The organism is Mesorhizobium sp. M7A.F.Ca.US.010.02.1.1, from assembly GCF_004023085.1.
In the GTDB taxonomy this organism is placed as follows: Bacteria; Pseudomonadota; Alphaproteobacteria; order Rhizobiales; family Rhizobiaceae; genus Mesorhizobium.
In genome coordinates this window covers 41,074-61,090 of the sequence record NZ_RZRV01000016.1, presented here as the reverse complement: position 1 = coordinate 61,090, position 20,017 = coordinate 41,074, and the positions used below count along the sequence as shown (strand labels likewise).

Below are 20,017 nucleotides of genomic sequence, written 5' to 3'. Positions count from 1 at the left end.
CGCGCACGCCGAAATTTTGGCGACCGCATTGCCGCCGCCCTGGACCTATGTCGCCACGGCGCAAGCCTATGATGACGAGATGCATGAACGCATCGCGTTGCACCGATCGCGGCGCGGCGAAGGCTGGACGACCATCGACGCACCGCTCGATCTCGCCGGTACGCTTGCCGCCTTGCCGGACGATCGGCCGGTGCTTGTCGATTGCCTGACGCTGTGGCTGACCAACCACATGCTGGCCGAACACGATTTCGAGCTTGAATGCCGTCGGTTGGCGGACGTGCTGTCGCGGCCGCGCGGGCCATGGTTCGTGGTGTCCAATGAAGTCGGCCAGGGTATCGTGCCGGACAATGCACTGGCGCGCCGGTTTCGCGATGCCGCCGGCCGGCTCAACCAGCAGGTCGCCGCCGTCGCCGATACGGTGCTGCTGATGGTGGCGGGGCTACCGCTCAAGGTGAAATGACATGACCGACATCGACGATAAGGACGAAGAACGCCACCGCGCCAAGATGGCCAAGCGCAAGGCGGTGCAGGATGCCGAGGTGGCGAGCAAGACGGTCGAGAAGGGCTTGCTCATCGTCAACACCGGACCGGGCAAGGGCAAGACCACAGCCGCCTTCGGCCTGGCGCTGCGAATGCTCGGCTACGGCAAGCGCGTCGGCGTCGTCCAGTTCATCAAGGGCAAATGGCATACCGGCGAGAAGGATGCCTTTGCCGCCTTCGGCGACCGCGTCGTCTGGCACGCGATGGGCGAGGGGTTCACCTGGGAAACGCAGGATCTGAAGCGCGACATCGCCGCGGCCGAAGCCGCGTGGGCCAAGGTGCTCGAACTGATGGCCGATCCGTCGATCAGCCTGCTGGTGCTCGACGAACTGAACATTGCGCTGCGCTACGACTATCTCGACCTCGACAAGGTGGTTGCGGCGTTGAAGGCGCGACACGAGGACCTGCATGTCATCGTCACCGGCCGCAATGCCAAGCCGGCGCTGATCGAGGCGGCCGACCTCGTCACCGAAATGGGCGTGACCAAGCACCATTTTTCCGCGGGCGTGAAGGCCCAGCAGGGGATCGAGTTCTGAGAGCTGTTGTCCCCTTCTGTGGGTAGGCCGTTCAAGTCTGGTCGCCAGCGCTCTCAGCGAGGCTCCCTTCCTTTCCCTCCGGAGGGGGGAAAGGTGGCGCTGCGAAGCAGCGACGGATTGGGGGACGGCGATTATCGAACGCGCGGCCGCAGACTGGCAGGCGCGACCCGGCGGATGCGAAAACGCGACTGCCGAGCTGGTCGACCCCCACTCCGTCCCGGCTTCGCCGAGCCACCTCTCCCCCGATCGACGGGGGAGAGGAAAGGCGCGAACCTGTTGCAGCACGGCTCCCTTCCTCCCTTCGGGAGAGAACTCACGAGGCGGTGAGGTCACGCCAGAATGACGATGATCGAAACCAACCCGAACAGGGCGATCAGCAGATAGTCGGCAACGCGATAGAGTTTCAGCGCCTGCCTGATGTCGAGGCTGTCGGCTTCGCGCCGCCCACCTTCGCCCATGAAGACGTCGTCGACCAGGACGCCGCCGTAGCTGCGCGGCCCGGCGAGCGACAGGCCGAGCGCGCCAGCCATCGCCGCTTCCGGCCAGCCGGCATTGGGTGAGCGATGTTTTTTCGCGTCGCACAATACCGCATGCCAGGCATTTTTCGCATCAGCGCCTTTGACGAGGAACGCCGCCAGCACGATCAGCAGCGCCGTCAGCCGCGACGCCGGCAGATTGATCCAGTCGTCGAAGCGCGCCGCTGCCCAGCCGAACGCCTCGTGGCGCGGGGTGCGGTGGCCGATCATCGAATCGGCGGTGTTGGCGGCCTTGTAGGCGGCGCCGCCGGCCAGGCCGCCGACGCCGGTCCAGAAGGCGGGGGCGACGATGCCGTCAGAGAAATTCTCGGCCAGGCTCTCGATCGCCGCGCGGCAGACGCCGGCCCTGTCGAGCGTTTCAGGATCGCGGCCGACGATCCGCGAAACGGCAACGCGGCCCAAAGCGAGGCCGCCGGTGTCGAGCGCGTCAGCCACCGCCTCGACATGCTCATAGAGGCTCTTTTGCGACAGAAGCGACGTTGCCAGAAGGGCCGTGATGACGAGGCCCATGGGAACGAACCAGAACAGGATCTGCACGCCCAGGCCAATTATCGCCGGCACCAGCACGATGACCAGCAGCGCCTGGACACCACGCTTGCGACGCAGCGCGTCGGGATCAGTGGCGCGGTTGAGCCTGTGGTCGAGAAAGGATATCAGCCTGCCGAACCACGTCACCGGATGGCCGATGGCGCGAAACAGCCAATCGGGGTAACCGAGGGCGAATTCGACGGCCAATGACAGGAAAGCGATCAGGACTGACATGAAGCTTCTTAATGGGGCGGTTGTGGACCATGGTGGAAGTCTTGGCCGCGCGAGGGCGCTTTTTCCCAACGCCCTGCTGCCATTCGTCGACCTCTCGACCGGTATCAATCCGCACTCCTACCCGCTTTTCGACCTGCCCGCCACCTCGCTGTCGCGGTTGCCGGAAGCCGCGCGCACGCGTGAGCTGACAGAGATCGCTGCCAGTGCCTATGGGGCGCCGTCGCCAGCCAACGTCGTGGCGGCACCGGGCACGCAGATCCTGTTGCCGCGCGTCGCCTCGCTGATTACCCCCGGAAGGGCGCTGGTGCTGGGTCCGACCTACGCCGAACATGCCCGCGCAGCAGTGATCGCCGGGCACGCGGTGACCGAGGTCGGCGATTTCGCTGACTTGGCGGACGCCGACCTTGCCATCATCGTCAATCCGAACAATCCGGATGGACGTGTCATCGAGCGCGACCGGTTGCTGGCTCTGGCTGCCGGATTGCGCGCCAAGGGCGGGCTGCTGGTTGTCGACGAGGCGTTCATGGATGTTGGGCCGCGCGAGCATAGCCTCTGCGGCGATGTTGGGCAGGGCGGCGTCGTCGTGCTGCGCTCGTTCGGCAAGTTCTTTGGTCTGGCCGGCCTGCGGCTCGGTTTTGCACTTTCCGATGCTGTGACGGTCGAACGGCTGGAAACACAATTCGGGCCATGGGCCGTTGCCGGCCCGGCGCTGGAATACGGCATCCGCGCGCTTGCCGATATTGGCTGGCAGGACGCGATGCGGACGGCGCTGGCTGATGAATCGGCGCGGCTCGATGCGCTGTTCGGCCGCTTCGGTATTCCCGTCGTGGGCGGCACCACGCTGTTCCGTTTTCTTCGCCTGCCGCATGCCGCCGATTTGTTTGCCGCGCTCGGCGAGCGCGGCATCCTGCTTCGCCATTTTGCCGATCGGCCTGACGTTCTGCGCGCCGGCCTGCCGGGGAGTGAGGAGGAATGGCAGCGGCTCGAGACCGTTCCTGCCGAATGGGCGTCGCGGCGCGAGCATCAATCGAAGGGTTCGAAACAATGATCCATGTCTGTTCGCTGGCAAAGATCGAGGAAACGGTGGCCAGGACCGGCGCCGACCGCATGCTGTCGCTGCTTGCCGCCGGAACGGCGTTGGTCCGTCCGGCGTCGATCGCCCGAGAAAACCATCTGCATCTGGTCATGCATGACATCGCGGCGGCGCAGGACGGCATGACCATGCCGGGCGAGGAGCATGTCCGTAACCTGCTCGATTTCGCGCGCGGCTGGGACCGGGCAAGGCCGATGCTCGTGCATTGCTATGCCGGCATCAGCCGCTCGACCGCCTCCGCCTACATCATTGCGGCGGCATTGGCGCCGAAACGCGATGAGGCCGAACTGGCTCAGACATTGCGGACGCTGTCGCCATCGGCGACACCCAATCCGCGGCTGATTGCGGTGGCCGACGCACTGCTAGATCGCAACGGCCGCATGATCGAGGCAATCGAATCGATCGGGCGCGGTGCGGATGCCTTTGAAGGCACGCCCTTTGCGCTGAGGATCGACAGCTAGCTGCCCCATGTCGTTGTTCGATTATCGAGTGCCTTCATTCGCCCAATCTTCATGCCCGTGGCGTACCCGGACAATGAACACGTCGTCGTCGGCTTCGATCCGGTAGACGACAAGATGGGCTTCGAAGGGATGGATACGCATCGGTGGCCTCAATTCAAGCCGCTCTCGCGCTATTCGGGGACTGGCAGCGATCAGGTCAAAGATCGTGAACAACTCGTCATGATACTGTCTGGCCTGCACAGCGCCGAACAGGCGCACCCCTTGCTCGGCAATACCGACGATGTCCTCTTCCGCGGCTAAAGAAAGGCGAAATCCCACTACCTATTGCCGGATGGCTTTTCAGCGCGTTTAACCGCCTCCGTGAAAAGCGCGTCCCTGGATCGATTGCCGATGCCACTCTTCAAGCCATCATCGACAAAGCGCTGCATGGCGGCAATCTTGTCGTTGCGCTCCTGATCCCGACGGATCAAATCGCGCACATAATCGCTCGCGTTGGCGTAGCGGCCCGTTTCGGTTTGCGCCTCAACCCAATCTTTCATCGGATCGGGCAATGATACGTTCATCGTTGCCATACTGGCCTCCATATTCCGCCCAGTATGGTGCATTTTGGCAAAGTTTGTCAAAATCTCTTGTGCGGAAATCTCTCTGTGCAAAGCGTTATTGTCTGATCCGCCCTCCGTCGCCTGGTTTGTTCAAGAGGACAGCGTTTGCCTTTCGATGCCAGACCACTGGTTTGGAGGCTACGTCAACCATTCCGCGAGCTTCGCCTTGCGGACATCCCGCAGCAGGCTGATGAACCCGTCGGCCTGATATTCTGCCGTCAGCCGGCCCTTCTCCGCCGTCGCGATGCTGGCATCGCCGACGACGCCATTCGGGTTGAGATCGCCAGCGATCCAGGCGAAGGCATGGGTGCCGGTGTGGCGCAGGAGCGAAAATTCGTTTTCGGCCTTGGCGACATTGGAAACGAAATTGTCGGCCTTGGCCATGTCGACGAGGTCCGGCCGGAAATGCAGCATCAGCGAGGTCTCGACATCGCCGCCATGGATGCCGTGGCGGTCCTCCAGTTCGGTGTACATGCCGGCCGGGCGGCCAAAACGCTGCCAGCTGGTTTTTACCGCCAGCATCTTTTCGCGCACGCGCAATTCGCGCGTGACAATGCCCATGATCTCTTCGTTGCCGCCATGCGAATTGACGACAATCAGTTTTCGCACGCCGGCGCGCGCGATAGACAGGCCGAGCTCGGTCCAGGCTTTTATCAGCGTGGTTGCCGGCAGAGTGAGGGTGCCCGGCGCATGCAGATGTTCGTTCGACTTGCCCACTGCCTGGACCGGCAGGATGCGGATGTCGAGATCGTCGGGCAGGCGCGAAATAACCGTGTCGAGCATGCCGTTCATGATCGAAGTGTCGGTAGAGACCGGCAGATGTGGCCCATGCTGCTCGATCGCCGCCACCGGCAGCACGGCGATCGTCGCCTCCGGATCGATCGAGGCGTATTCGGTGGTCCGGTAGTCGCCCCACCACACACGTTTCTTCGCAACAGTCATGTCATGCCTCTTCGATGAACGGCCAGACCTAGCGCGGCGGAGGTTGTCTGTCGATCACCCGGCCGCGATGGCCTCGACCTCGACCTTGAATTCGGGGCGGGCAAAGCCGGAAACGATCATCAGCGTCGAGGCCGGCGCGGGGCTGGAAAACAGCTGGTCGCGGACATCCATATAGGGCCGCAGATGTGCGCGATCGGTGACATAGGTGTTGATGCGCACGATATCCCTCAGACCCAGGCCGGCTTCGCCGAGAATCGCCGCGATGTTTTGAAAGCAGAGTTCGGCCTGCGCGCCGGCGTCTTCGGGAATCTGGTCGTCCGCGGTGATGGCGACCTGACCCGAGCACAGCACCAGTCGCTTGCCAGCCGGCACCTCGACGCCGTGGCTGTAGCGGGCAAAGGGCGGCTTGATCGACTTCGGGGTGAGGAATCTGAACATGGCAATCTCCTGGATGCCGTCAGCCTAAAGCCGGACCCACTACACCTTCAAGATGGCGGTGCATGTTGCCCGGGCGATTATGGACAGCCGTTCAAAAAATAGGCACGATGCCTTCCGTACAGCATGACCCGTCCGCGCTTGGCATGGCAACGTCTTTCAAGCGGGCGGCCCAGGCGCCAGACGCCGGTGGCATGTGTCTTGCTTCTTGAATCTTTGGTGTCGAGCCTGGCGCGTGGCGCGCCGGAGCAAACAGAGGGTGGTGTCGATGTACGGAAAACAGAAGATCTCGGTGGCGATTGTGGCCCTGCTTGCAGCCAGCACGCTGGGTGCTGCTGCGAATGAGAAAGTCACCTTCGGCACCAACTGGTTGGCCGAGCCGGAGCATGGCGGATATTACCAGTCCGTGGCGGACGGCACCTATGCCGCCTGCGGCCTCGACGTCACCATTATGCAGGGCGGTCCGCAGGTCAGCGGCCGGCCGATGCTGCTGGCCGGCAAGATCGATTTCTACATGGGCGGCAATCTGCTGTCGGCTTTCGATGCCGTGCAGCAAGGCATTCCGATGCGGGTGGTGGCGGCGGATTTCCAGAAGGACCCGCAGGTCATCATGTCCCATCCCGGCGAAGGGCTCGACAAATGGGAGGACCTGAAGAACGCCGACCAGTACATATTGGGTGACGAGGGCGTGCAGACCTTCTTCCAGTGGATGGTCATCGAACTCGGCTTCGATGCCTCCAAGCGCGCGCCCTACACCTACAACACCGCTCCCTTCCTCGCCAACAAGAAGTCGATCCAGCAGGGCTACGTCACCTCCGAGCCGTTCGCGGTCAAGAAGGAAGGCGGCTTCGTGCCGAACCAGTTCCTGCTCGCCGACTATGGCTGGGATACCTACTCGACGACGATCGAGGTGATGCAGGACACGATCGACAAGAAGCCGGAGGTGGTCCAGTGCTTCGTCGATGGCTCCGCCAAGGGCTGGTACAAATATCTCTACGGCGACAACAAGGCCGCCAACGACTTGATCAAGAAAGACAATCCCGACATGAGCGACGAGCAGATCGCGTTCTCGATCGAGCAGATGAAGAAGTTCGGCCTGGCCGATTCCGGCGACACCGAAAAGCTCGGCATCGGCGCCATGACCGACGAGCGGATCAAGAGTTTCTACGACAAGATGGTCAAGGCCAAGGTCACGCCAGCCGGCATCGACATCAAGAAGGCCTACACGCTGACCTTCATCAACAAGGGCGTCGGGCTCGAGCTGAAGAAATAGGCCGGTCCCGGCATGATAAGGGAAAAAGTGGCGCCAGCGCCGGCTGTGTCGGGTACGGCCCCGACGCTTCTGGCGCTGCGCGGCGTCGGCAAGGTATTTTCCAACGGCGTGACGGCGCTCAGCGACGTCGACCTGACCATCCGGGAAGGCGATTTCCTCAGCCTGCTTGGGCCGTCGGGGTGCGGCAAGTCGACGGCGCTGCGGCTGATCGCCGGCCTGTCGACGCCGACCTCCGGCGTGCTCGACTGGCGCGGCGGTGGCTCGCTTGACCGTTCGAACATCGGCTTCGTCTTCCAGGAGCCGACGCTGCTGCCCTGGGCCAATGTTTTCGACAATGTCTGGCTGCCGCTTCGGCTGAAAGGCATTTCGCGCGCCAAGGCGACACCGGCGATCAGGGAGATGCTGGCGCGGGTGCACCTGACCGGTTTCGAAGACGCGGTGCCGCGCGAACTGTCCGGCGGCATGAAGATGCGCGTCTCCATTGCGCGCGCAATGGTGACCAAACCGCGCGTGCTGCTGATGGACGAGCCGTTTGCCGCGCTCGACGAGATCACCCGCTTCAAGCTCAACAACGATCTGCTGGAACTGTGGCAGGACGAACGCTTCACCGTCGTCTTCGTCACCCACAGCGTCTTTGAAAGCGTGTTCCTCTCCAACCGCGTCGTCGTCATGGCGGCGCGGCCGGGCAGGGTGTTCGACGAACTCGCCATCGAGGCCTCCTATCCGCGCGACGAGGCGTTTCGCACCTCGCCCGACTATGCGGCACTCTGCCGTCAGGCCTCCGATGTGTTGGTCAATGCCATCAATTCAACAGCAGGCGCGCATCATGACGGCCATTGACGAGCGCGTGCTCGAACTCGACCCCGAGGAAGCGCGCCGCGTGCGCCAAGAGCGGTTCGAACGGATCGGCCGCTGGCTGCTGCCGCTAACGATCATGATCCTGGCGATCTGGCTGTGGGATCGCATCTGCGTCTGGAACGCGATTCCGCAATACATCCTGCCGCGCCCGGGCGTGGTGCTGTGGACGCTCTACAACGACGCCGGCCTGCTGTTTTCCTCGCTGCTGGTGACCTTGCGCATCACCTTCCTCAGCCTGGCTCTGGCGGTCGTCGGCGGGGTCGGGCTGGCGGTGCTGTTCGCGCAATCGAAATGGGTCGAGATGTCGTTCTTTCCCTTCGCCATCGTGCTGCAGGTGACGCCGATCGTGGCGATCTTTCCGCTGATCAACATCTATGTGAACGACCAGACGACCAAGCTTCTGCTGTGCGCCTGGATCGTCGCCTTCTTTCCGATCCTGTCCAACACCACGCTTGGCCTCAACTCCGTCGACCGCAATCTGCGCGACATGTTCAAGCTCAATGGCGCGACGCGCTGGCAGCAATTGCGCTATCTCAGGCTGCCGGCCGCGATGCCCTATTTCCTCGGCGGGCTGAAGATCGCCGGCGGCCTGTCGCTGATCGGCGCGGTGGTGGCCGAGTTCGTCGCCGGCACCACCGGCCAGTCGTCCGGCCTTGCCTCGCGCATCATCGAGGCCGGTTACCGGCTCAACGCGCCGCGGCTGTTCGCGGCGCTGTTCCTGATCTCGCTGACCGGCATTTTGATCTTCCTCGTGCTGTCGCTGATTTCGCATCTCATTTTGCGGCGCTGGCACGAAAGCGCACTGAAGCAGGAGCGCTAGGCCCTTGATTCCGAACACAGGTTCATACCGGCTCGCCAATGTCAGGCTTCACGCATCCCTGACCCTAGGCCTTGGCGCTGCTCTCGACAGGGATGGCTTTGCGCTTGCCGACGTCACTATCGCGGACGGCAAAATCGCAGGCATTGCCGCCCACGGTCGTGCAGCGCCTGCTGATGCCGTCGATCTTGGCGGCCGCATCGTGCTGCCATGCTTCGTCGACAGCCACACGCATATCGACAAGGGCCATATCTGGCCGCGAAAGCCCAATCCCGACGGCACGTTCTTGGGCGCGCTGAATGCCGCCGGCGCCGATCGTGTGGCACGCTGGAGCGCCGAGGACGTTGCGAAACGGATGGATTTCTCGCTGCGCTCAGCCTACGCCCATGGCACCAGGGCGCTGCGCACGCATCTCGACAGCGTCGCGCCGCAGGAGGAAATCTCCTGGCCGGTGTTCGAGGCGATGCGCGAGGCATGGCGCGGCCGCATCGAGTTGCAGGGCGCCTGTTTGCTCGGCATCGAAGGCGTACGCGACAAAAAGTGGTTCGACAGGCTGGCAAAGAGGGTTGCCGCGGCAAAGGGCGTGCTCGGTGTCGTCACCTATATGGTGCCGGACCTCGAAGAACTGCTCGACCATGTCTTCGTGCAAGCCATCAAGCATGGCCTCGATCTCGATTTCCATGCCGACGAGACCGATGACATCTCCGCCATATCGCTGAAGAAGATCGCCGAGGCTGCTCTCTGGAACGGTTTCGAAGGCAACATCCTCGCCGGCCATTGCTGTTCGCTGGCGCGCCAGCCGGACCTCGATGTGCTCGACACGCTGGACAAGGTGGCGAAAGCGGGGCTCGCCGTCGTCTCGCTGCCAATGTGCAACCTCTATCTGCAGGACCGGCGCGGCGACCAAACCACGCCGCGCTGGCGCGGCGTGACGCTGCTGCACGAGATGAAGGCGAGGGGCATTCCGGTGGCAGTCGCTTCCGACAACACCCGTGATCCCTTCTACGCCTATGGCGATCTCGACATGTTGGAGGTCTACCGCATGGCGACGCGCATCCTGCATTTCGATCATCCGGTCGCCGACTGGCCGCAAGCGGTCACCGCGACGCCGGCCAAGGTGATGCGGCTTGATGGCTTCGGCACGCTTGCCGCCGGCGGCGATGCCGATTTTGTCCTGTTCAAAGGCCGAAGCTGGACGGAATTGCTCTCGCGGCCCGAATCGGATCGCATCGTGGTGCGCGGCGGCAAGGCGATCGACCGGCAATTGCCCGACTATGCCGAACTCGACGAACTGATGGTGGAATGATGGACGTTTCGGCGCTCAAACGCGATCTTGACGGACTCAAGGTCGACGACAACCCGGCCATCGTCCAGCAGAAGAGCCGTGACTTCTACTGGTACAGCCCGGTGCTGAAGCAGCAACTGGACCATGTCACCGGCGATCTGATCGTGACGCCAAGGAATGAGACCGAACTGATACGCGTGCTTGCTACGTGTCATCGCCATGGTGTGCCGGTGACACCGCGCGGCAGCGGCACCGGCAATTACGGCCAGGCGATGCCGCTCTCCGGCGGCGTCGTGCTCAACCTTGCCGAGATGAACGAGATCAAGTCGATCGCACCGGGGCGCGTGGTGACCGGACCGGGGGCCGTTCTTGCCGATATCGACAAGGCGACGCGGGCGCATTCCGGGCAGGAGCTGCGGCTGTCGCCCTCCACCTACAACACCGCCTCGATCGGCGGCTTCATCGCCGGCGGTTCGGGCGGCGTCGGTTCGATCAATTTCGGCGGATTGCGCGATTTCGGCAATGTGCTGCGCCTGCGGGTGGTGACCATGGAGGCCGAGCCGAAAGCGCTCGAACTCACCGGCGAGGATCTGCACAAGGTGACCCATGCCTACGGCACTAACGGCATCATATCGGAGGTCGAGATGCCGCTGACCGCGGCCTATGAATGGATCGACGTCATCGTCGGCTTCGACGCTTTCATGGATGCGGCCCGCTATGGAAATGCACTGGCGTGCCAAGACGGTATCCTGACCAAGCTGATCACGCCGATAGCGGCACCCGTGCCACAGCTTTATTTCAAGCGGCATCAGAAATTCCTGAAGCAGGGGCAGAGCATCTGCGTCGTCATGGTGGCGCGGCACGGGCTGGATGCCTTCCTGGCCTTTAATCGCCGTGCCGGCGGCGAGGTGATCTTCAATGCAGCCTCAGCGACGCTGGACGAGAAAAAGGGCCTGCCACCGGCCTATGAGCTGGCCTGGAACCACACCACACTGAGGGCGCTGCGCGTCGATCCTTCGATTACCTATCTGCAGTCGCTCTATCCCTTTCCCAAGCAACTGGCGCTGGTCGAAAAGATGGATGCGATGTTTCCGGGCGAGGTTTTCTCGCATCTGGAATTCGTACGGCTGGACGGCAACATCACCTGCTTCGGCCTGCCGCTGGTCAAGTTCACCAGTGAAGCAAGGCTCGACGAGATCGTGCGGCTGCATGAGGAGAATGGCTGCCCGATCTTCAACCCACATCGCTACACGCTGGAAGAGGGCGGCATGAAGCAGACCGACGCGGTGCAGCTTGCCTTCAAGCGCGAAACCGATCCGCAAGGCCTGCTCAACCCCGGCAAGATGATCGCCTGGGAGAACCCGGACTATGACTACCGGTCGGGCCGGACATTCTTGTTCAAGGGGTTGCAGAGGATGGGATGAGGACAGGTTTGCGCTTGAACACCCCCCTCTGTCCTGCCGGACATCTCCCCCGCAAGGGGGGAGATTGGCAGCCTTTGAGTCGCGACCATTCTGCGGCGTCGACAGTTGGCGAAAGCGATACGGCAGTCCGATCTCCCCCCTTGCGGGGGAGATGCCCGGCAGGGCAGAGGGGGGTGCCTCGCACTGACCTTGCGGATATTCCCCTGTGAACATCCTCGTCCTTTACGCCCATCCGGTCGAGACTAGCTTCAATGCCGGCCTGCACCGCATGATCGTAGAGCGGTTGACGGCGGCGGGCCATACGGTCGATGACTGCGACCTCTACGCGGAGGATTTCGATCCGCGGATGACGCGGCAGGAAAGGCTGGGCTACCACAATCCGCGCGGCGCCGCTGACGCTGCCGCACCTTATGTCGAACGCCTGCTGCGAGCCGATGCGCTGGTGCTTTCCTATCCGGTCTGGAACTACGGCTTTCCAGCGATCCTGAAAGGCTTTTTCGATCGCGTCTTCCTGCCCGGCGTGTCGTTCAAATTGGTCGACGGCAAGGCGCAGCCGTCGCTGCACAACGTACGCAAGGTTGCCGCGGTGACTACCTATGGCGGCAGCCGGTTCCGCGCCATGCTGATGGGTGATCCGCCGCGCAAACTGATCAAGCGCATGCTGCGCGCCACCGTCAAACCGGGCGCACCGGTGAGCTATCTTGCACATTATTCGATGAATCTGTCGACCGACAGCACGCGCAAGACCTTCATGGCCAAGGTCGCGGCACGCATGGATGCCTTCTGATGCGCGCGCTGGTGGTCTACTGCCATCCGGTGCCGGACAGCTTCTGTGCGGCAATTCGCGACACCGCCATCGACGTGCTGATGCGACGAGGCTGGGAGGTGCGGCTGCTCGACCTCTATGCCGAGAAGTTCGACCCGGTGATGGGTTGCGACGAGCGACGCTCCTACAATGACCAGGCGCCGCAGGACCCGGCGCTGAAGCCGCATTTCGAGCTGCTCAACTGGGCCGAAGCAATCCTGTTCGTCTATCCCACCTGGTGGTACGGGCTGCCGGCAATGCTGAAGGGCTGGCTCGACCGGGTGTGGGCGACGGACGTTGCCTTCAAGCTGCCTGCGGGCAAGGGACGGATCAAGTCACTGATGACGCATGTGACCAGGGTCGGCGTCATCACCACCTGCGGCGCGCCGACCTGGTGGAGCGTCGTCGTCGGCCAGCCGGGACGCAAGACCCTTTTGCGCGGCATGCGAGCCCTGTGCGCGACGCGCTGCCGGACCTTTTTCCTGGCGCATTATTTGATGGATGCGTCGACGCAGCAGACACGGGCTGCGTTTCTGGCCAAGGTGCGAGCGAAGCTGGAGCGGTTCTGAGAAGCGGGGTCTCGTAGGGCGCTATCCCCACCCCGTCCCGCAATCTCCGCTCCGCTCCGACCGCGAGCCGACCCTCCCCACAAGGGGGAGGGTAAGAGGCGCTACATCCTTGTCCGCTCCGATTTCGGATCGTACATCGGCTTCAGCGAGGCTTCCGCCGCAAAGCGCTCGCCGGCGATCTCGATTTCGTAGGATGAAGCCAGCACATCCGCTTCGCTCTCGCCCTCGGATGGCACATAGCCTAGCCCAACCGCGCCGCCGAGATGATGGCCGTAATTGCCAGAGGTGATCGGGCCGACGATCTTGCCGTCGCGCAGGATCGCCTCGTTGTGGAAGAGCAGGGGCTCTGGATCCTTCAGCCGGAACTGGACCAGCCTGCGGTTCAGCCCGGCTTCCCTCTTGCGCAGCACGGCATCGCGGCCGATGAAATCGCCCTTGGCCGTCTTCACAGCGAAGCCAAGGCCGGCTTCCAGCACATTGTCCTCATCGGTGATGTCGTGGCCGAAATGCCGAAAAGCCTTTTCGATGCGGCAGGAATCCAGCGTGTGCAGGCCGCAGAGTTTCAGGCCGACTTCGGCGTCGGCCTCATCGATCGCCTCGAAGACATGGGCCGCCTGATCGGTCGAGACATAGAGCTCCCAACCGAGTTCGCCGACATAGGTGACACGATGGGCGCGGGCCAGGCCCATGCCGATCTCGATCTCCTGGAACGTGCCGAACGGATTGGTTTCGTTGGAGAAATCGTTGGGACTGACCTTCTGGATCAGTTTTCGTGCATCTGGTCCCATCAGGCAGAGCACGCTTTCAGCCGCCGTCACATCGGTGAGGACGACGAATTCGTCGGTGATGTGTTTTCTCAGCCAAGCGAGGTCGCGCTGCAGCGTGGCGCCGGGGACGACGAGGAAGAAAGCCGTTTCCGACAGCCGCGAAACCGTCAGGTCGCTCTCGATGCCGCCGCGCTGGTTGAGCATCTGGGTGTAGACGATCTTGCCCGGCGCGACGTCCATGTCGTTGGCGCACAGTCTTTGCAGGAAAGCGCAGGCGTCGCGGCCCTCGACACGGATCTTCCCGAACGAGGTCATGTCGAACAGGCCGACGCCGTTCCTGACCGCGAGGTGTTCTTCGCGCTGGTTGTCGAACCAGTTCTGGCGCTTCCAGGAATAGCGGTATTCGCGCTCCTGGCCCTCGCGAGCGAACCAGTTGGCGCGCTCCCAGCCGGCGACTTCGCCGAACACGGCGCCGCGCACCTTCAGATGCTCGTGCAGCGGCGAACGCCTGACATTCCTCGAAGTCGCCATCTGCCGATAAGGGAAATGGTCGGCATAGAGCAGGCCGAGCGTTTCCGAGACGCGTTCCTTCAAATAGCGGCGGTTCTTCTGGAACGGCTGGGCGCGGCGGATGTCGACTTCCCACAGGTCGAACGGGGCTTCGCCGTCATTGATCCACTGCGCCAGCGCCATGCCGGCGCCGCCGGAGGAGACGATGCCGATCGAGTTGTAGCCGGTCGCCATCCAGTAGCCGGACAGCTCCGGCGCCTCGCCGAGATAGTAGCGGTCGTCGGGCGTAAAACTCTCAGGACCGTTGAAGAAGGTGTGGATGCCGGCGGTTGCCAGCATCGGCATGCGGTTGACGCCCATTTCGAGGATCGGCTCGAAATGCTCCATGTCCTCCGGCAACTGGTCGAAGCAGAAATCCTCGCTTATGCCGTCCATGCCCCAGGGTTTTGCCACCGGCTCGAAGGCGCCCAGCATCATCTTGCCGGCGTCCTCCTTGTAGTAGGCGCACTCGTCCGGCACCCGCAGCACCGGCAGACGGGTGAGGCCGGGGATCGGTTCGGTGACGAGGTAAAAATGCTCGCAGGCATGCAGCGGGATGGTGACGCCGTTCTGCGCTCCCAGTTCGCGCGCCCACATGCCGGCGCAGTTGACGACGATGTCGGCTTCGATCGTGCCTTGGTCTTCGCCCTGTGCCCAGGACACGCCGCTGACGCGGCCGGCCTTGGTATGGACCTTGGTGACCTTCACATTCTCGACGATGGTGGCGCCGCGCTGGCGCGCGCCCTTGGCCAGGGCCATGGCGATGTTGGCGGGGTCGCATTGGCCGTCGAGCGGCAGATGCACGGCACCGACGACATCGGAAACATTGAGATGCGGGTACATCTCGCTGACTTCCCTGGGCGAAATCTCACGCACGTCGACATCGAAGGCACGCGCCAGCGACGCTTGCCTGTAGATCTCGTGCTTGCGCTCCTCGGTCAGCGCCACGGTAATCGAACCGACCTGGCGCATGCCGGTGCCGACCTCGGTCTCGGCTTCCAGCTTGACGTAGAGATCGGCGGAATATTTGGCCAGCCGTGTCATGTTCTGCGAACCGCGCAACTGGCCGATCAGGCCGGCGGCGTGCCATGTCGTGCCCGACGTCAGCTGTTTGCGTTCGAGAAGCACGATGTCAGTCCAGCCGAGCTTGGCCAGGTGATAGGCGACCGAACAGCCGGAAACGCCGCCGCCGATGATGACCGCTCTTGCTTTGGCGGGAATTGCCTTGGCGGTCATGCTGCCTCGCGACGGTAGCTGGAAGCAAAGCGGCGCAGACGAAGTGCAGCTTCCTGCAGCACGGGTTCGGGCTGGCAGAGGCTGATGCGAATGTGGCCGGCGGCCGCTTCGCCGAAGCTGGAGCCGGGCATGACGCCAACCTTTTCGCTGTCGAGCAGGGCCCAGGCGAATTTCTCGTCGTCCGGTTCGACGGCCGAGATGTCGAGCATGACATACATGCCGCCCTCCGAACCGCGCACGGTGACATCGTTCATGCCCCGCACGGCGTCGAGCAAGACGGTGCGGCGTGCCGCGTAACGTTCGGCGATCTCCTTGACACCGTAACGGTTCTCCAGCGCCTCGGAACAAGCGATCGAGATGAAGGCCGGCAGGCCGTAGGTCGTCACCAGATTGAGATTGATCATGAGCGTGATCATCTCCTCCGGTCCCGTCAGCCAGCCCATGCGCCAGCCGGTCATGCCGTGGCTCTTGGACATCGAATTGATGACCAGCGTCCGCTCGGCCATCCCTGGCAGCGAGCGCGGCGAGACGTGCTCGCCACCGCCCAGCGTCCAGTAGACTTCGTCCGACAGCAGCCAGAGGTCGTGCTCCCGGCAGACTTCTGCCAACTGCTCCAGCCGCTCGCGCGAATAGACAGCACCTGTCGGATTGTTCGGCGTGTTGATCAGGATGGCGCGCGTGTTCGGCCGGATTGCCGCGCGGATCATGTCGGCACGCGGCTGGAAGCCATCCTCGGCCGGTGTCTCAACGACGGTGAAATCAGCGCCTGCGGCGCTGAACGTGTTGGGATAGGTGGCATAATAGGGCGCCACGACGATGGCGTGATCGCCCTGGTCGAGCACGCCCTGCACGGCGGCGTAGAGTGCGGCCTGGCCACCCGGTGTGGCGATCACCTGATCCGGCGACGTCTCGACGCCGGTGCAGGCGGTCGAGGCCGCCGCCATCGCCCTGCGCAGGCGCGGCAAGCCGGGAAGCGGGGTGTAGTGATGATTGCTGCCGCGAACCGCGGTCACACAGGCTTCGATGGTCTGCGAAGGCGTGTCGAAATCATGGTCGCCGACCGACAGCATGATGATGTCTTCGCCGGCCTCCTTGCGCGTCCAGGCGGCGAAATGGACTTCCCAGCCGTCCTTGCCCGAAGGCACGATGCCGGAAATACGCGATGATGGTCTAGGCATGCAAAACTCCCGAAATTTCGTAGCCGGCCTGTTCGAGCCGGTCGCGCAGGGCGGCGATGTGCGGCGGTCCGACTTCGCAGCAGCCGCCAACGATGCTTGCCCCAGCCTCGACCCAGCCGATCGCCTGGTCGGCATAGGCATCCGGGCCAAGGTCGTGACGGGCGTGCAGCACATCGACGGTGCCGCCGTGCTTGAGTGCTTCGGTTGAAGTGAAGCCATTGGCGTAGGCGCCGACCGGGCCGCCGAGGTCGATCAGTTCAGGCAAAGCCGCGGCGATTGCTTCCGGCCGGCAGCAATTGACCAGCCGCGCGGCGACTGCCACGCCATCGAGCGCGCCTGCCGCGGCGGCTATTGTCTCGCCGCTGCGCAGCCGTGGCTTGCCGTGGTCGGCCAGCGTCCACGACACCCATACCGGCTTGCCGCTTTCCGATGCCGCGGTGACCGCCGCGCGGGCTTCGTCCGCCGACGCCATGGTTTCACACAGGAACAGGTCGACGCCCTCGGCCTGCTCGGCAACGATGCGGCGGTAGATATCGAGCGTCTCCTCGAAGGAAATGGTCAGCGCCGGTGCATAGCTGCCGAAAAGCGGCGACAGGCAGCCGGCGATGGCCGCATCGCCGGCTTCGTCGCGGGCCTGCCTGGCCAATTCGATGCCGCGCTTCTGCAATGGCTTGAAGAGGTCTTCCGCGCCCTCGCGCGCCAGGCGTTCGGGTGTCGCAGAATAGGTGTTGATGGTGATCACGCGGGCGCCGGCACGGATGAATTCCGCGTGCAGGTCGCGCACCAGATCCGGTTCGTCGATCAGCACCCTGGCCGACCATAGCGGCGTCGGCTCGGACTTGCTGCGGCGGACCAGTTCCTGGCCCATCCCGCCATCGGTGAGGATGATTTTCTTCATGCGCGCAGCCTTTCGTTCTTCGGATCCCACAGCGGTTCATCCTTCTGCACGATCGCCTGAAAGCGGTCACCGAAGATTTCGACCTCGACTGATGTACCTGGTTCGGCTAGGTCGGCGCGCAGCATGCCGAGTGCGATCGATTTGTCGACCCGGTGACCCCAGCCGCCCGACGTCGTCTCGCCGACGATCTTGCCGTCGTGCCAGAGTGTAGAAACTGACGGAGCGTCGCAATCGCCGGGGTTTTCCACCACCAGTGTGACGAAACGCTTCTTCACGCCTTGCTGCTTTTCGTTCTGGAGTGCTGCCTTGCCGCGGAAGTCGGGCTTGTCCCATTTGACGAAGCGCTCCAACCCGCCCTGCAGGATCGAATAGTCGGTCGACAGGTCGCCCTTCCAGGTGCGGTAGCCTTTTTCGAGCCTGAGTGAATCCAGCGCATACATGCCGAACGGCTTCAGCCCATGCTGTTGTCCCGCCGCGCAGATGGCATCGAAGATGGCGGCGGTGTCGTCGATCCTGGTGTGGATTTCCCAGCCGAGTTCGCCGGCGAAGGACACGCGCACAAGCTTCGCCCAGCGGCCGGCGATCTTGGTTTCCTGATGCGTCAGCCATGGCAGAGTGAGGTCGGCTTCGCAGACATCAGCGAGAATTTTTCGCGAGTTCGGGCCCGCCAGGATCTGGGTCGAGAATTCCTCGGTCCGATCGATCAGCTTGAAGGTCGCATCTTCAGGCATGCGCGATTTCAGCCACTCGAAATCATGCCATTGCGCGACCGCCGCGGTGATCAGCGTCATCAGGTTATCATCGTGGCGCACCACGGACATTTCGGTGACGATGCGGCCCTTGTCGTCGGCGAAATAGGCCAGGCCGATGCGGCCTGGCTTCGGCACCAGCCCAGTGACCTGCAGGCTCAGCCATTCGGCGGCACCCGGGCCTTCGAGGTTGAAGCGCGAGAAGCCGGGCAGGTCCAAAATGCCGGCGGCGTCGCGCACGGCCAGGCATTCCTCGCGCACGCGATGATGCCACGGTCCGTCGCGGCGGAAGGTCAGCGTGGCTTCCTCGGAAATGTCATCGCCGTCTTGTGCGTACCAGGTGGCCCGCTCCCAGCCATTGTAAGCGTCGAAGCGGCCGCCGAGCGCCTTGATGCGATCATGGATCGGCGACAGCTTGCGGTCGCGCCCTTCCGGCCAGGCATGGCGCGGGAACTGGATGGCATACTCGTTGCCGTAGATCTCCATGCCCTTGGCGACGCAATAGTCCGGCGCCGAGGCAAAGGAGGTGAAGCGGCGCGGGTCGCACGACCACATGTCCCATTCGGTCTGGCCCTCTGTCACCCATTCGGCCAGCACCTTGCCGGCGCCGCCACCCTGGGCAATGCCGAAGGTGAAGACGCAGGCCTCGAAGGCATTGGGAACGCCGGGCATCGGGCCGATCAGCGGATTGCCGTCCGGCGTGTAGGGGATCGGCCCGTTGATGACCTTGGACAGGCCGGCGGTGCCCAGGATCGGCACGCGGGCGACGGCGTCGGCCAGATAATGTTCGAGCCGGTCGAGATCGTCGGGGAACAGCTGGAAGGAAAAATCCTCCGGCATCGGGTCGTTGTGGCTGGCCCAATGCGCGCGGCAATTGCGCTCATAGGGGCCGAGATTCATGCCGTTCTTCTCCTGGCGAAGATAGTAGGAGGTGTCGACGTCGCGCAGCAGCGGCAGTTTCTTCCCCTGTTCCTTCGACCATGCCGCCAGTTCGGGAATCTCCTCGAACAAAATGTACTGATGGCTCATCACCATCATCGGCACGTCGCGGCCGAACATCCGGCCGACTTCGGCGGCCCGGTAGCCGGCGGCATTGACGACGATCTCGCAGCGGATCTCACCTTGTGCCGTCTCGACCACCCACTCGTCGTTCTCACGGCGCACGCCTGTGACCGGGCAGAAGCGGATGATCTTCGCGCCCATGTCGCGCGCACCCTTGGCCAGCGCCTGGGTGAGCTGCGCCGGATCGATGTCGCCGTCGCTCGGGTCGTAGAGCGCGCCTTTCAAATCATGCGTCTCGATGAAGGGATAGCGACGCTGGATCTCGTCGACACCGACAATGTCGATGTCCATGCCCTGGTAGAGGCCCATGCCCTTGGCGCGCTGAAATTCCTGCATGCGCTCTTTCGTGTGGGCAAGGCGCAGCGAGCCGGTGACGTGATAGTTCATGGGATAGTCGACCGCGTCGGCCAGCCCGCGATAAAGCTCGGTCGAATAGCGCTGCATGTTCATCAGCGACCAGGACGAGGAGAAAGTCGGCACGTTGCCAGCGGCATGCCAGGTCGAGCCCGAAGTCAGCTCGTTCTTTTCCAAGAGCACGCAGTCGGTCCAGCCCGCCTTGGCGAGATGGTAGAGCGAGGAGGTACCGACGGCACCGCCTCCGATGATCACCACGCGCGCCGTGCTCGGCAAACCCGCCATG

Annotated in this window: 20 protein-coding genes; 11 read left to right on the top strand and 9 right to left on the bottom strand. The window is 63.4% G+C overall.

What is annotated here, in order from left to right:
• The coding region (gene cobU, locus EOA19_RS18340) for a bifunctional adenosylcobinamide kinase/adenosylcobinamide-phosphate guanylyltransferase (protein ID WP_245486208.1) at nucleotides 1–460 on the top strand (460 nt) is incomplete at its 5' end.
• Between the two features lies 1 nt (nucleotide 461).
• The gene (cobO, locus tag EOA19_RS18335) at nucleotides 462–1,076 is read left to right on the top strand and encodes a cob(I)yrinic acid a,c-diamide adenosyltransferase (protein ID WP_128304410.1); all 615 of its coding nucleotides are present in this window, start codon (nucleotides 462–464) and stop codon (nucleotides 1,074–1,076) included.
• 329 nt (nucleotides 1,077–1,405) lie between these two features.
• Here cobO and cbiB read toward each other — a convergent pair whose 3' ends face one another.
• Entirely contained in the window at nucleotides 1,406–2,374 is a 969-nt protein-coding gene (gene cbiB, locus EOA19_RS18330) for an adenosylcobinamide-phosphate synthase CbiB (protein WP_128304409.1), read from the bottom strand.
• Here cbiB and cobD point away from each other — a divergent pair.
• Nucleotides 2,373–3,422 (top strand): threonine-phosphate decarboxylase CobD, encoded by a 1,050-nt coding sequence (cobD, locus tag EOA19_RS18325; RefSeq protein WP_128304408.1) that lies wholly within the window; start codon nucleotides 2,373–2,375, stop codon nucleotides 3,420–3,422. The genes cbiB and cobD overlap by 2 nt on opposite strands.
• On the top strand, nucleotides 3,419–3,928 hold the full coding sequence (locus EOA19_RS18320; protein ID WP_128304407.1) for a tyrosine phosphatase family protein: 510 nt from the start codon (nucleotides 3,419–3,421) through the stop codon (nucleotides 3,926–3,928). The genes cobD and EOA19_RS18320 overlap by 4 nt, the downstream gene beginning before the upstream one ends.
• A 21-nt stretch (nucleotides 3,929–3,949) precedes the next feature.
• Here the strand turns inward: EOA19_RS18320 and EOA19_RS18315 are convergent, their stop codons facing one another.
• The 4 genes from EOA19_RS18315 to EOA19_RS18300 form a co-directional block, all read right to left on the bottom strand.
• On the bottom strand, nucleotides 3,950–4,246 hold the full coding sequence (locus EOA19_RS18315) for a type II toxin-antitoxin system RelE/ParE family toxin (RefSeq protein WP_128304406.1): 297 nt from the start codon (nucleotides 4,244–4,246) through the stop codon (nucleotides 3,950–3,952).
• Nucleotides 4,246–4,500: a type II toxin-antitoxin system ParD family antitoxin gene (locus EOA19_RS18310; protein WP_023812358.1), complete on the bottom strand. Its 255-nt coding sequence runs from the start codon at nucleotides 4,498–4,500 to the stop codon at nucleotides 4,246–4,248. The genes EOA19_RS18315 and EOA19_RS18310 overlap by 1 nt, the downstream gene beginning before the upstream one ends.
• 168 nt (nucleotides 4,501–4,668) lie before the next feature.
• On the bottom strand, nucleotides 4,669–5,472 hold the full coding sequence (locus EOA19_RS18305; RefSeq protein ID WP_128304405.1) for a creatininase family protein: 804 nt from the start codon (nucleotides 5,470–5,472) through the stop codon (nucleotides 4,669–4,671).
• 54 nt (nucleotides 5,473–5,526) lie between these two features.
• Complete coding sequence (locus EOA19_RS18300; protein WP_128304404.1) at nucleotides 5,527–5,910, bottom strand: RidA family protein; 384 nt, start codon at nucleotides 5,908–5,910, stop codon at nucleotides 5,527–5,529.
• A gap of 265 nt (nucleotides 5,911–6,175) precedes the next feature.
• Here EOA19_RS18300 and EOA19_RS18295 point away from each other — a divergent pair, with 265 nt between their 5' ends.
• The 7 genes from EOA19_RS18295 to EOA19_RS18265 all read left to right on the top strand — a co-directional run bounded on the left by EOA19_RS18295 (nucleotide 6,176) and on the right by EOA19_RS18265 (nucleotide 12,938).
• Nucleotides 6,176–7,180: an ABC transporter substrate-binding protein gene (locus EOA19_RS18295; RefSeq protein WP_128304403.1), complete on the top strand. Its 1,005-nt coding sequence runs from the start codon at nucleotides 6,176–6,178 to the stop codon at nucleotides 7,178–7,180.
• Between the two features lie 12 nt (nucleotides 7,181–7,192).
• On the top strand, nucleotides 7,193–8,020 hold the full coding sequence (locus EOA19_RS18290; RefSeq protein WP_128304402.1) for an ABC transporter ATP-binding protein: 828 nt from the start codon (nucleotides 7,193–7,195) through the stop codon (nucleotides 8,018–8,020).
• Nucleotides 8,007–8,858: an ABC transporter permease gene (locus EOA19_RS18285; RefSeq protein ID WP_128304401.1), complete on the top strand. Its 852-nt coding sequence runs from the start codon at nucleotides 8,007–8,009 to the stop codon at nucleotides 8,856–8,858. The genes EOA19_RS18290 and EOA19_RS18285 overlap by 14 nt, the downstream gene beginning before the upstream one ends.
• 4 nt (nucleotides 8,859–8,862) lie before the next feature.
• A complete protein-coding gene (locus EOA19_RS18280; RefSeq protein WP_128304400.1) occupies nucleotides 8,863–10,161 on the top strand; it encodes a cytosine deaminase in 1,299 nt (432 codons plus the stop codon).
• Complete coding sequence (locus EOA19_RS18275; RefSeq protein WP_128304442.1) at nucleotides 10,161–11,564, top strand: FAD-binding oxidoreductase; 1,404 nt, start codon at nucleotides 10,161–10,163, stop codon at nucleotides 11,562–11,564. Before EOA19_RS18280 ends, EOA19_RS18275 begins: the two co-directional genes overlap by 1 nt.
• A 205-nt stretch (nucleotides 11,565–11,769) precedes the next feature.
• A complete protein-coding gene (locus tag EOA19_RS18270; protein ID WP_128304399.1) occupies nucleotides 11,770–12,351 on the top strand; it encodes an NAD(P)H-dependent oxidoreductase in 582 nt (193 codons plus the stop codon).
• Complete coding sequence (locus tag EOA19_RS18265) at nucleotides 12,351–12,938, top strand: NAD(P)H-dependent oxidoreductase (RefSeq protein ID WP_128304398.1); 588 nt, start codon at nucleotides 12,351–12,353, stop codon at nucleotides 12,936–12,938. The genes EOA19_RS18270 and EOA19_RS18265 overlap by 1 nt, the downstream gene beginning before the upstream one ends.
• 101 nt (nucleotides 12,939–13,039) lie before the next feature.
• On the opposite strand, the gene EOA19_RS18260 is transcribed toward EOA19_RS18265, so the two are convergent.
• The 4 genes from EOA19_RS18260 to EOA19_RS18245 are packed head-to-tail and all read right to left on the bottom strand — an operon-like array spanning nucleotide 13,040 to nucleotide 20,016.
• Nucleotides 13,040–15,490 carry an FAD-dependent oxidoreductase gene (locus EOA19_RS18260; protein ID WP_128304397.1) on the bottom strand — a complete coding sequence of 817 codons (2,451 nt, stop codon included), beginning with the start codon at nucleotides 15,488–15,490 and terminating at the stop codon, nucleotides 13,040–13,042.
• Entirely contained in the window at nucleotides 15,487–16,668 is a 1,182-nt protein-coding gene (locus tag EOA19_RS18255; protein ID WP_128304396.1) for a pyridoxal phosphate-dependent aminotransferase, read from the bottom strand. Before EOA19_RS18255 ends, EOA19_RS18260 begins: the two co-directional genes overlap by 4 nt.
• On the bottom strand, nucleotides 16,661–17,566 hold the full coding sequence (locus tag EOA19_RS18250) for a homocysteine S-methyltransferase family protein (protein ID WP_128304395.1): 906 nt from the start codon (nucleotides 17,564–17,566) through the stop codon (nucleotides 16,661–16,663). Before EOA19_RS18250 ends, EOA19_RS18255 begins: the two co-directional genes overlap by 8 nt.
• Nucleotides 17,563–20,016, bottom strand: coding sequence for an FAD-dependent oxidoreductase (locus EOA19_RS18245; protein WP_128304394.1), 2,454 nt, complete (start codon nucleotides 20,014–20,016; stop codon nucleotides 17,563–17,565). Before EOA19_RS18245 ends, EOA19_RS18250 begins: the two co-directional genes overlap by 4 nt.
• Nucleotide 20,017: the final 1 nt, after the last annotated feature.

Coding starts and splice junctions, on each gene's coding strand:
- cobO (WP_128304410.1), top strand. CDS start 462: ATGACCGACATCGACGATAAGGACGAAGAACGCCACCGCGCCAAGATG.
- cobD (WP_128304408.1), top strand. CDS start 2,373: ATGAAGCTTCTTAATGGGGCGGTTGTGGACCATGGTGGAAGTCTTGGC.
- cbiB (WP_128304409.1), bottom strand. CDS start 2,374: ATGTCAGTCCTGATCGCTTTCCTGTCATTGGCCGTCGAATTCGCCCTC.
- EOA19_RS18320 (WP_128304407.1), top strand. CDS start 3,419: ATGATCCATGTCTGTTCGCTGGCAAAGATCGAGGAAACGGTGGCCAGG.
- EOA19_RS18310 (WP_023812358.1), bottom strand. CDS start 4,500: ATGGCAACGATGAACGTATCATTGCCCGATCCGATGAAAGATTGGGTT.
- EOA19_RS18305 (WP_128304405.1), bottom strand. CDS start 5,472: ATGACTGTTGCGAAGAAACGTGTGTGGTGGGGCGACTACCGGACCACC.
- EOA19_RS18300 (WP_128304404.1), bottom strand. CDS start 5,910: ATGTTCAGATTCCTCACCCCGAAGTCGATCAAGCCGCCCTTTGCCCGC.
- EOA19_RS18295 (WP_128304403.1), top strand. CDS start 6,176: ATGTACGGAAAACAGAAGATCTCGGTGGCGATTGTGGCCCTGCTTGCA.
- EOA19_RS18290 (WP_128304402.1), top strand. CDS start 7,193: ATGATAAGGGAAAAAGTGGCGCCAGCGCCGGCTGTGTCGGGTACGGCC.
- EOA19_RS18285 (WP_128304401.1), top strand. CDS start 8,007: ATGACGGCCATTGACGAGCGCGTGCTCGAACTCGACCCCGAGGAAGCG.
- EOA19_RS18275 (WP_128304442.1), top strand. CDS start 10,161: ATGGACGTTTCGGCGCTCAAACGCGATCTTGACGGACTCAAGGTCGAC.
- EOA19_RS18265 (WP_128304398.1), top strand. CDS start 12,351: ATGCGCGCGCTGGTGGTCTACTGCCATCCGGTGCCGGACAGCTTCTGT.
- EOA19_RS18260 (WP_128304397.1), bottom strand. CDS start 15,490: ATGACCGCCAAGGCAATTCCCGCCAAAGCAAGAGCGGTCATCATCGGC.
- EOA19_RS18255 (WP_128304396.1), bottom strand. CDS start 16,668: ATGCCTAGACCATCATCGCGTATTTCCGGCATCGTGCCTTCGGGCAAG.
- EOA19_RS18250 (WP_128304395.1), bottom strand. CDS start 17,566: ATGAAGAAAATCATCCTCACCGATGGCGGGATGGGCCAGGAACTGGTC.
- EOA19_RS18245 (WP_128304394.1), bottom strand. CDS start 20,016: ATGGCGGGTTTGCCGAGCACGGCGCGCGTGGTGATCATCGGAGGCGGT.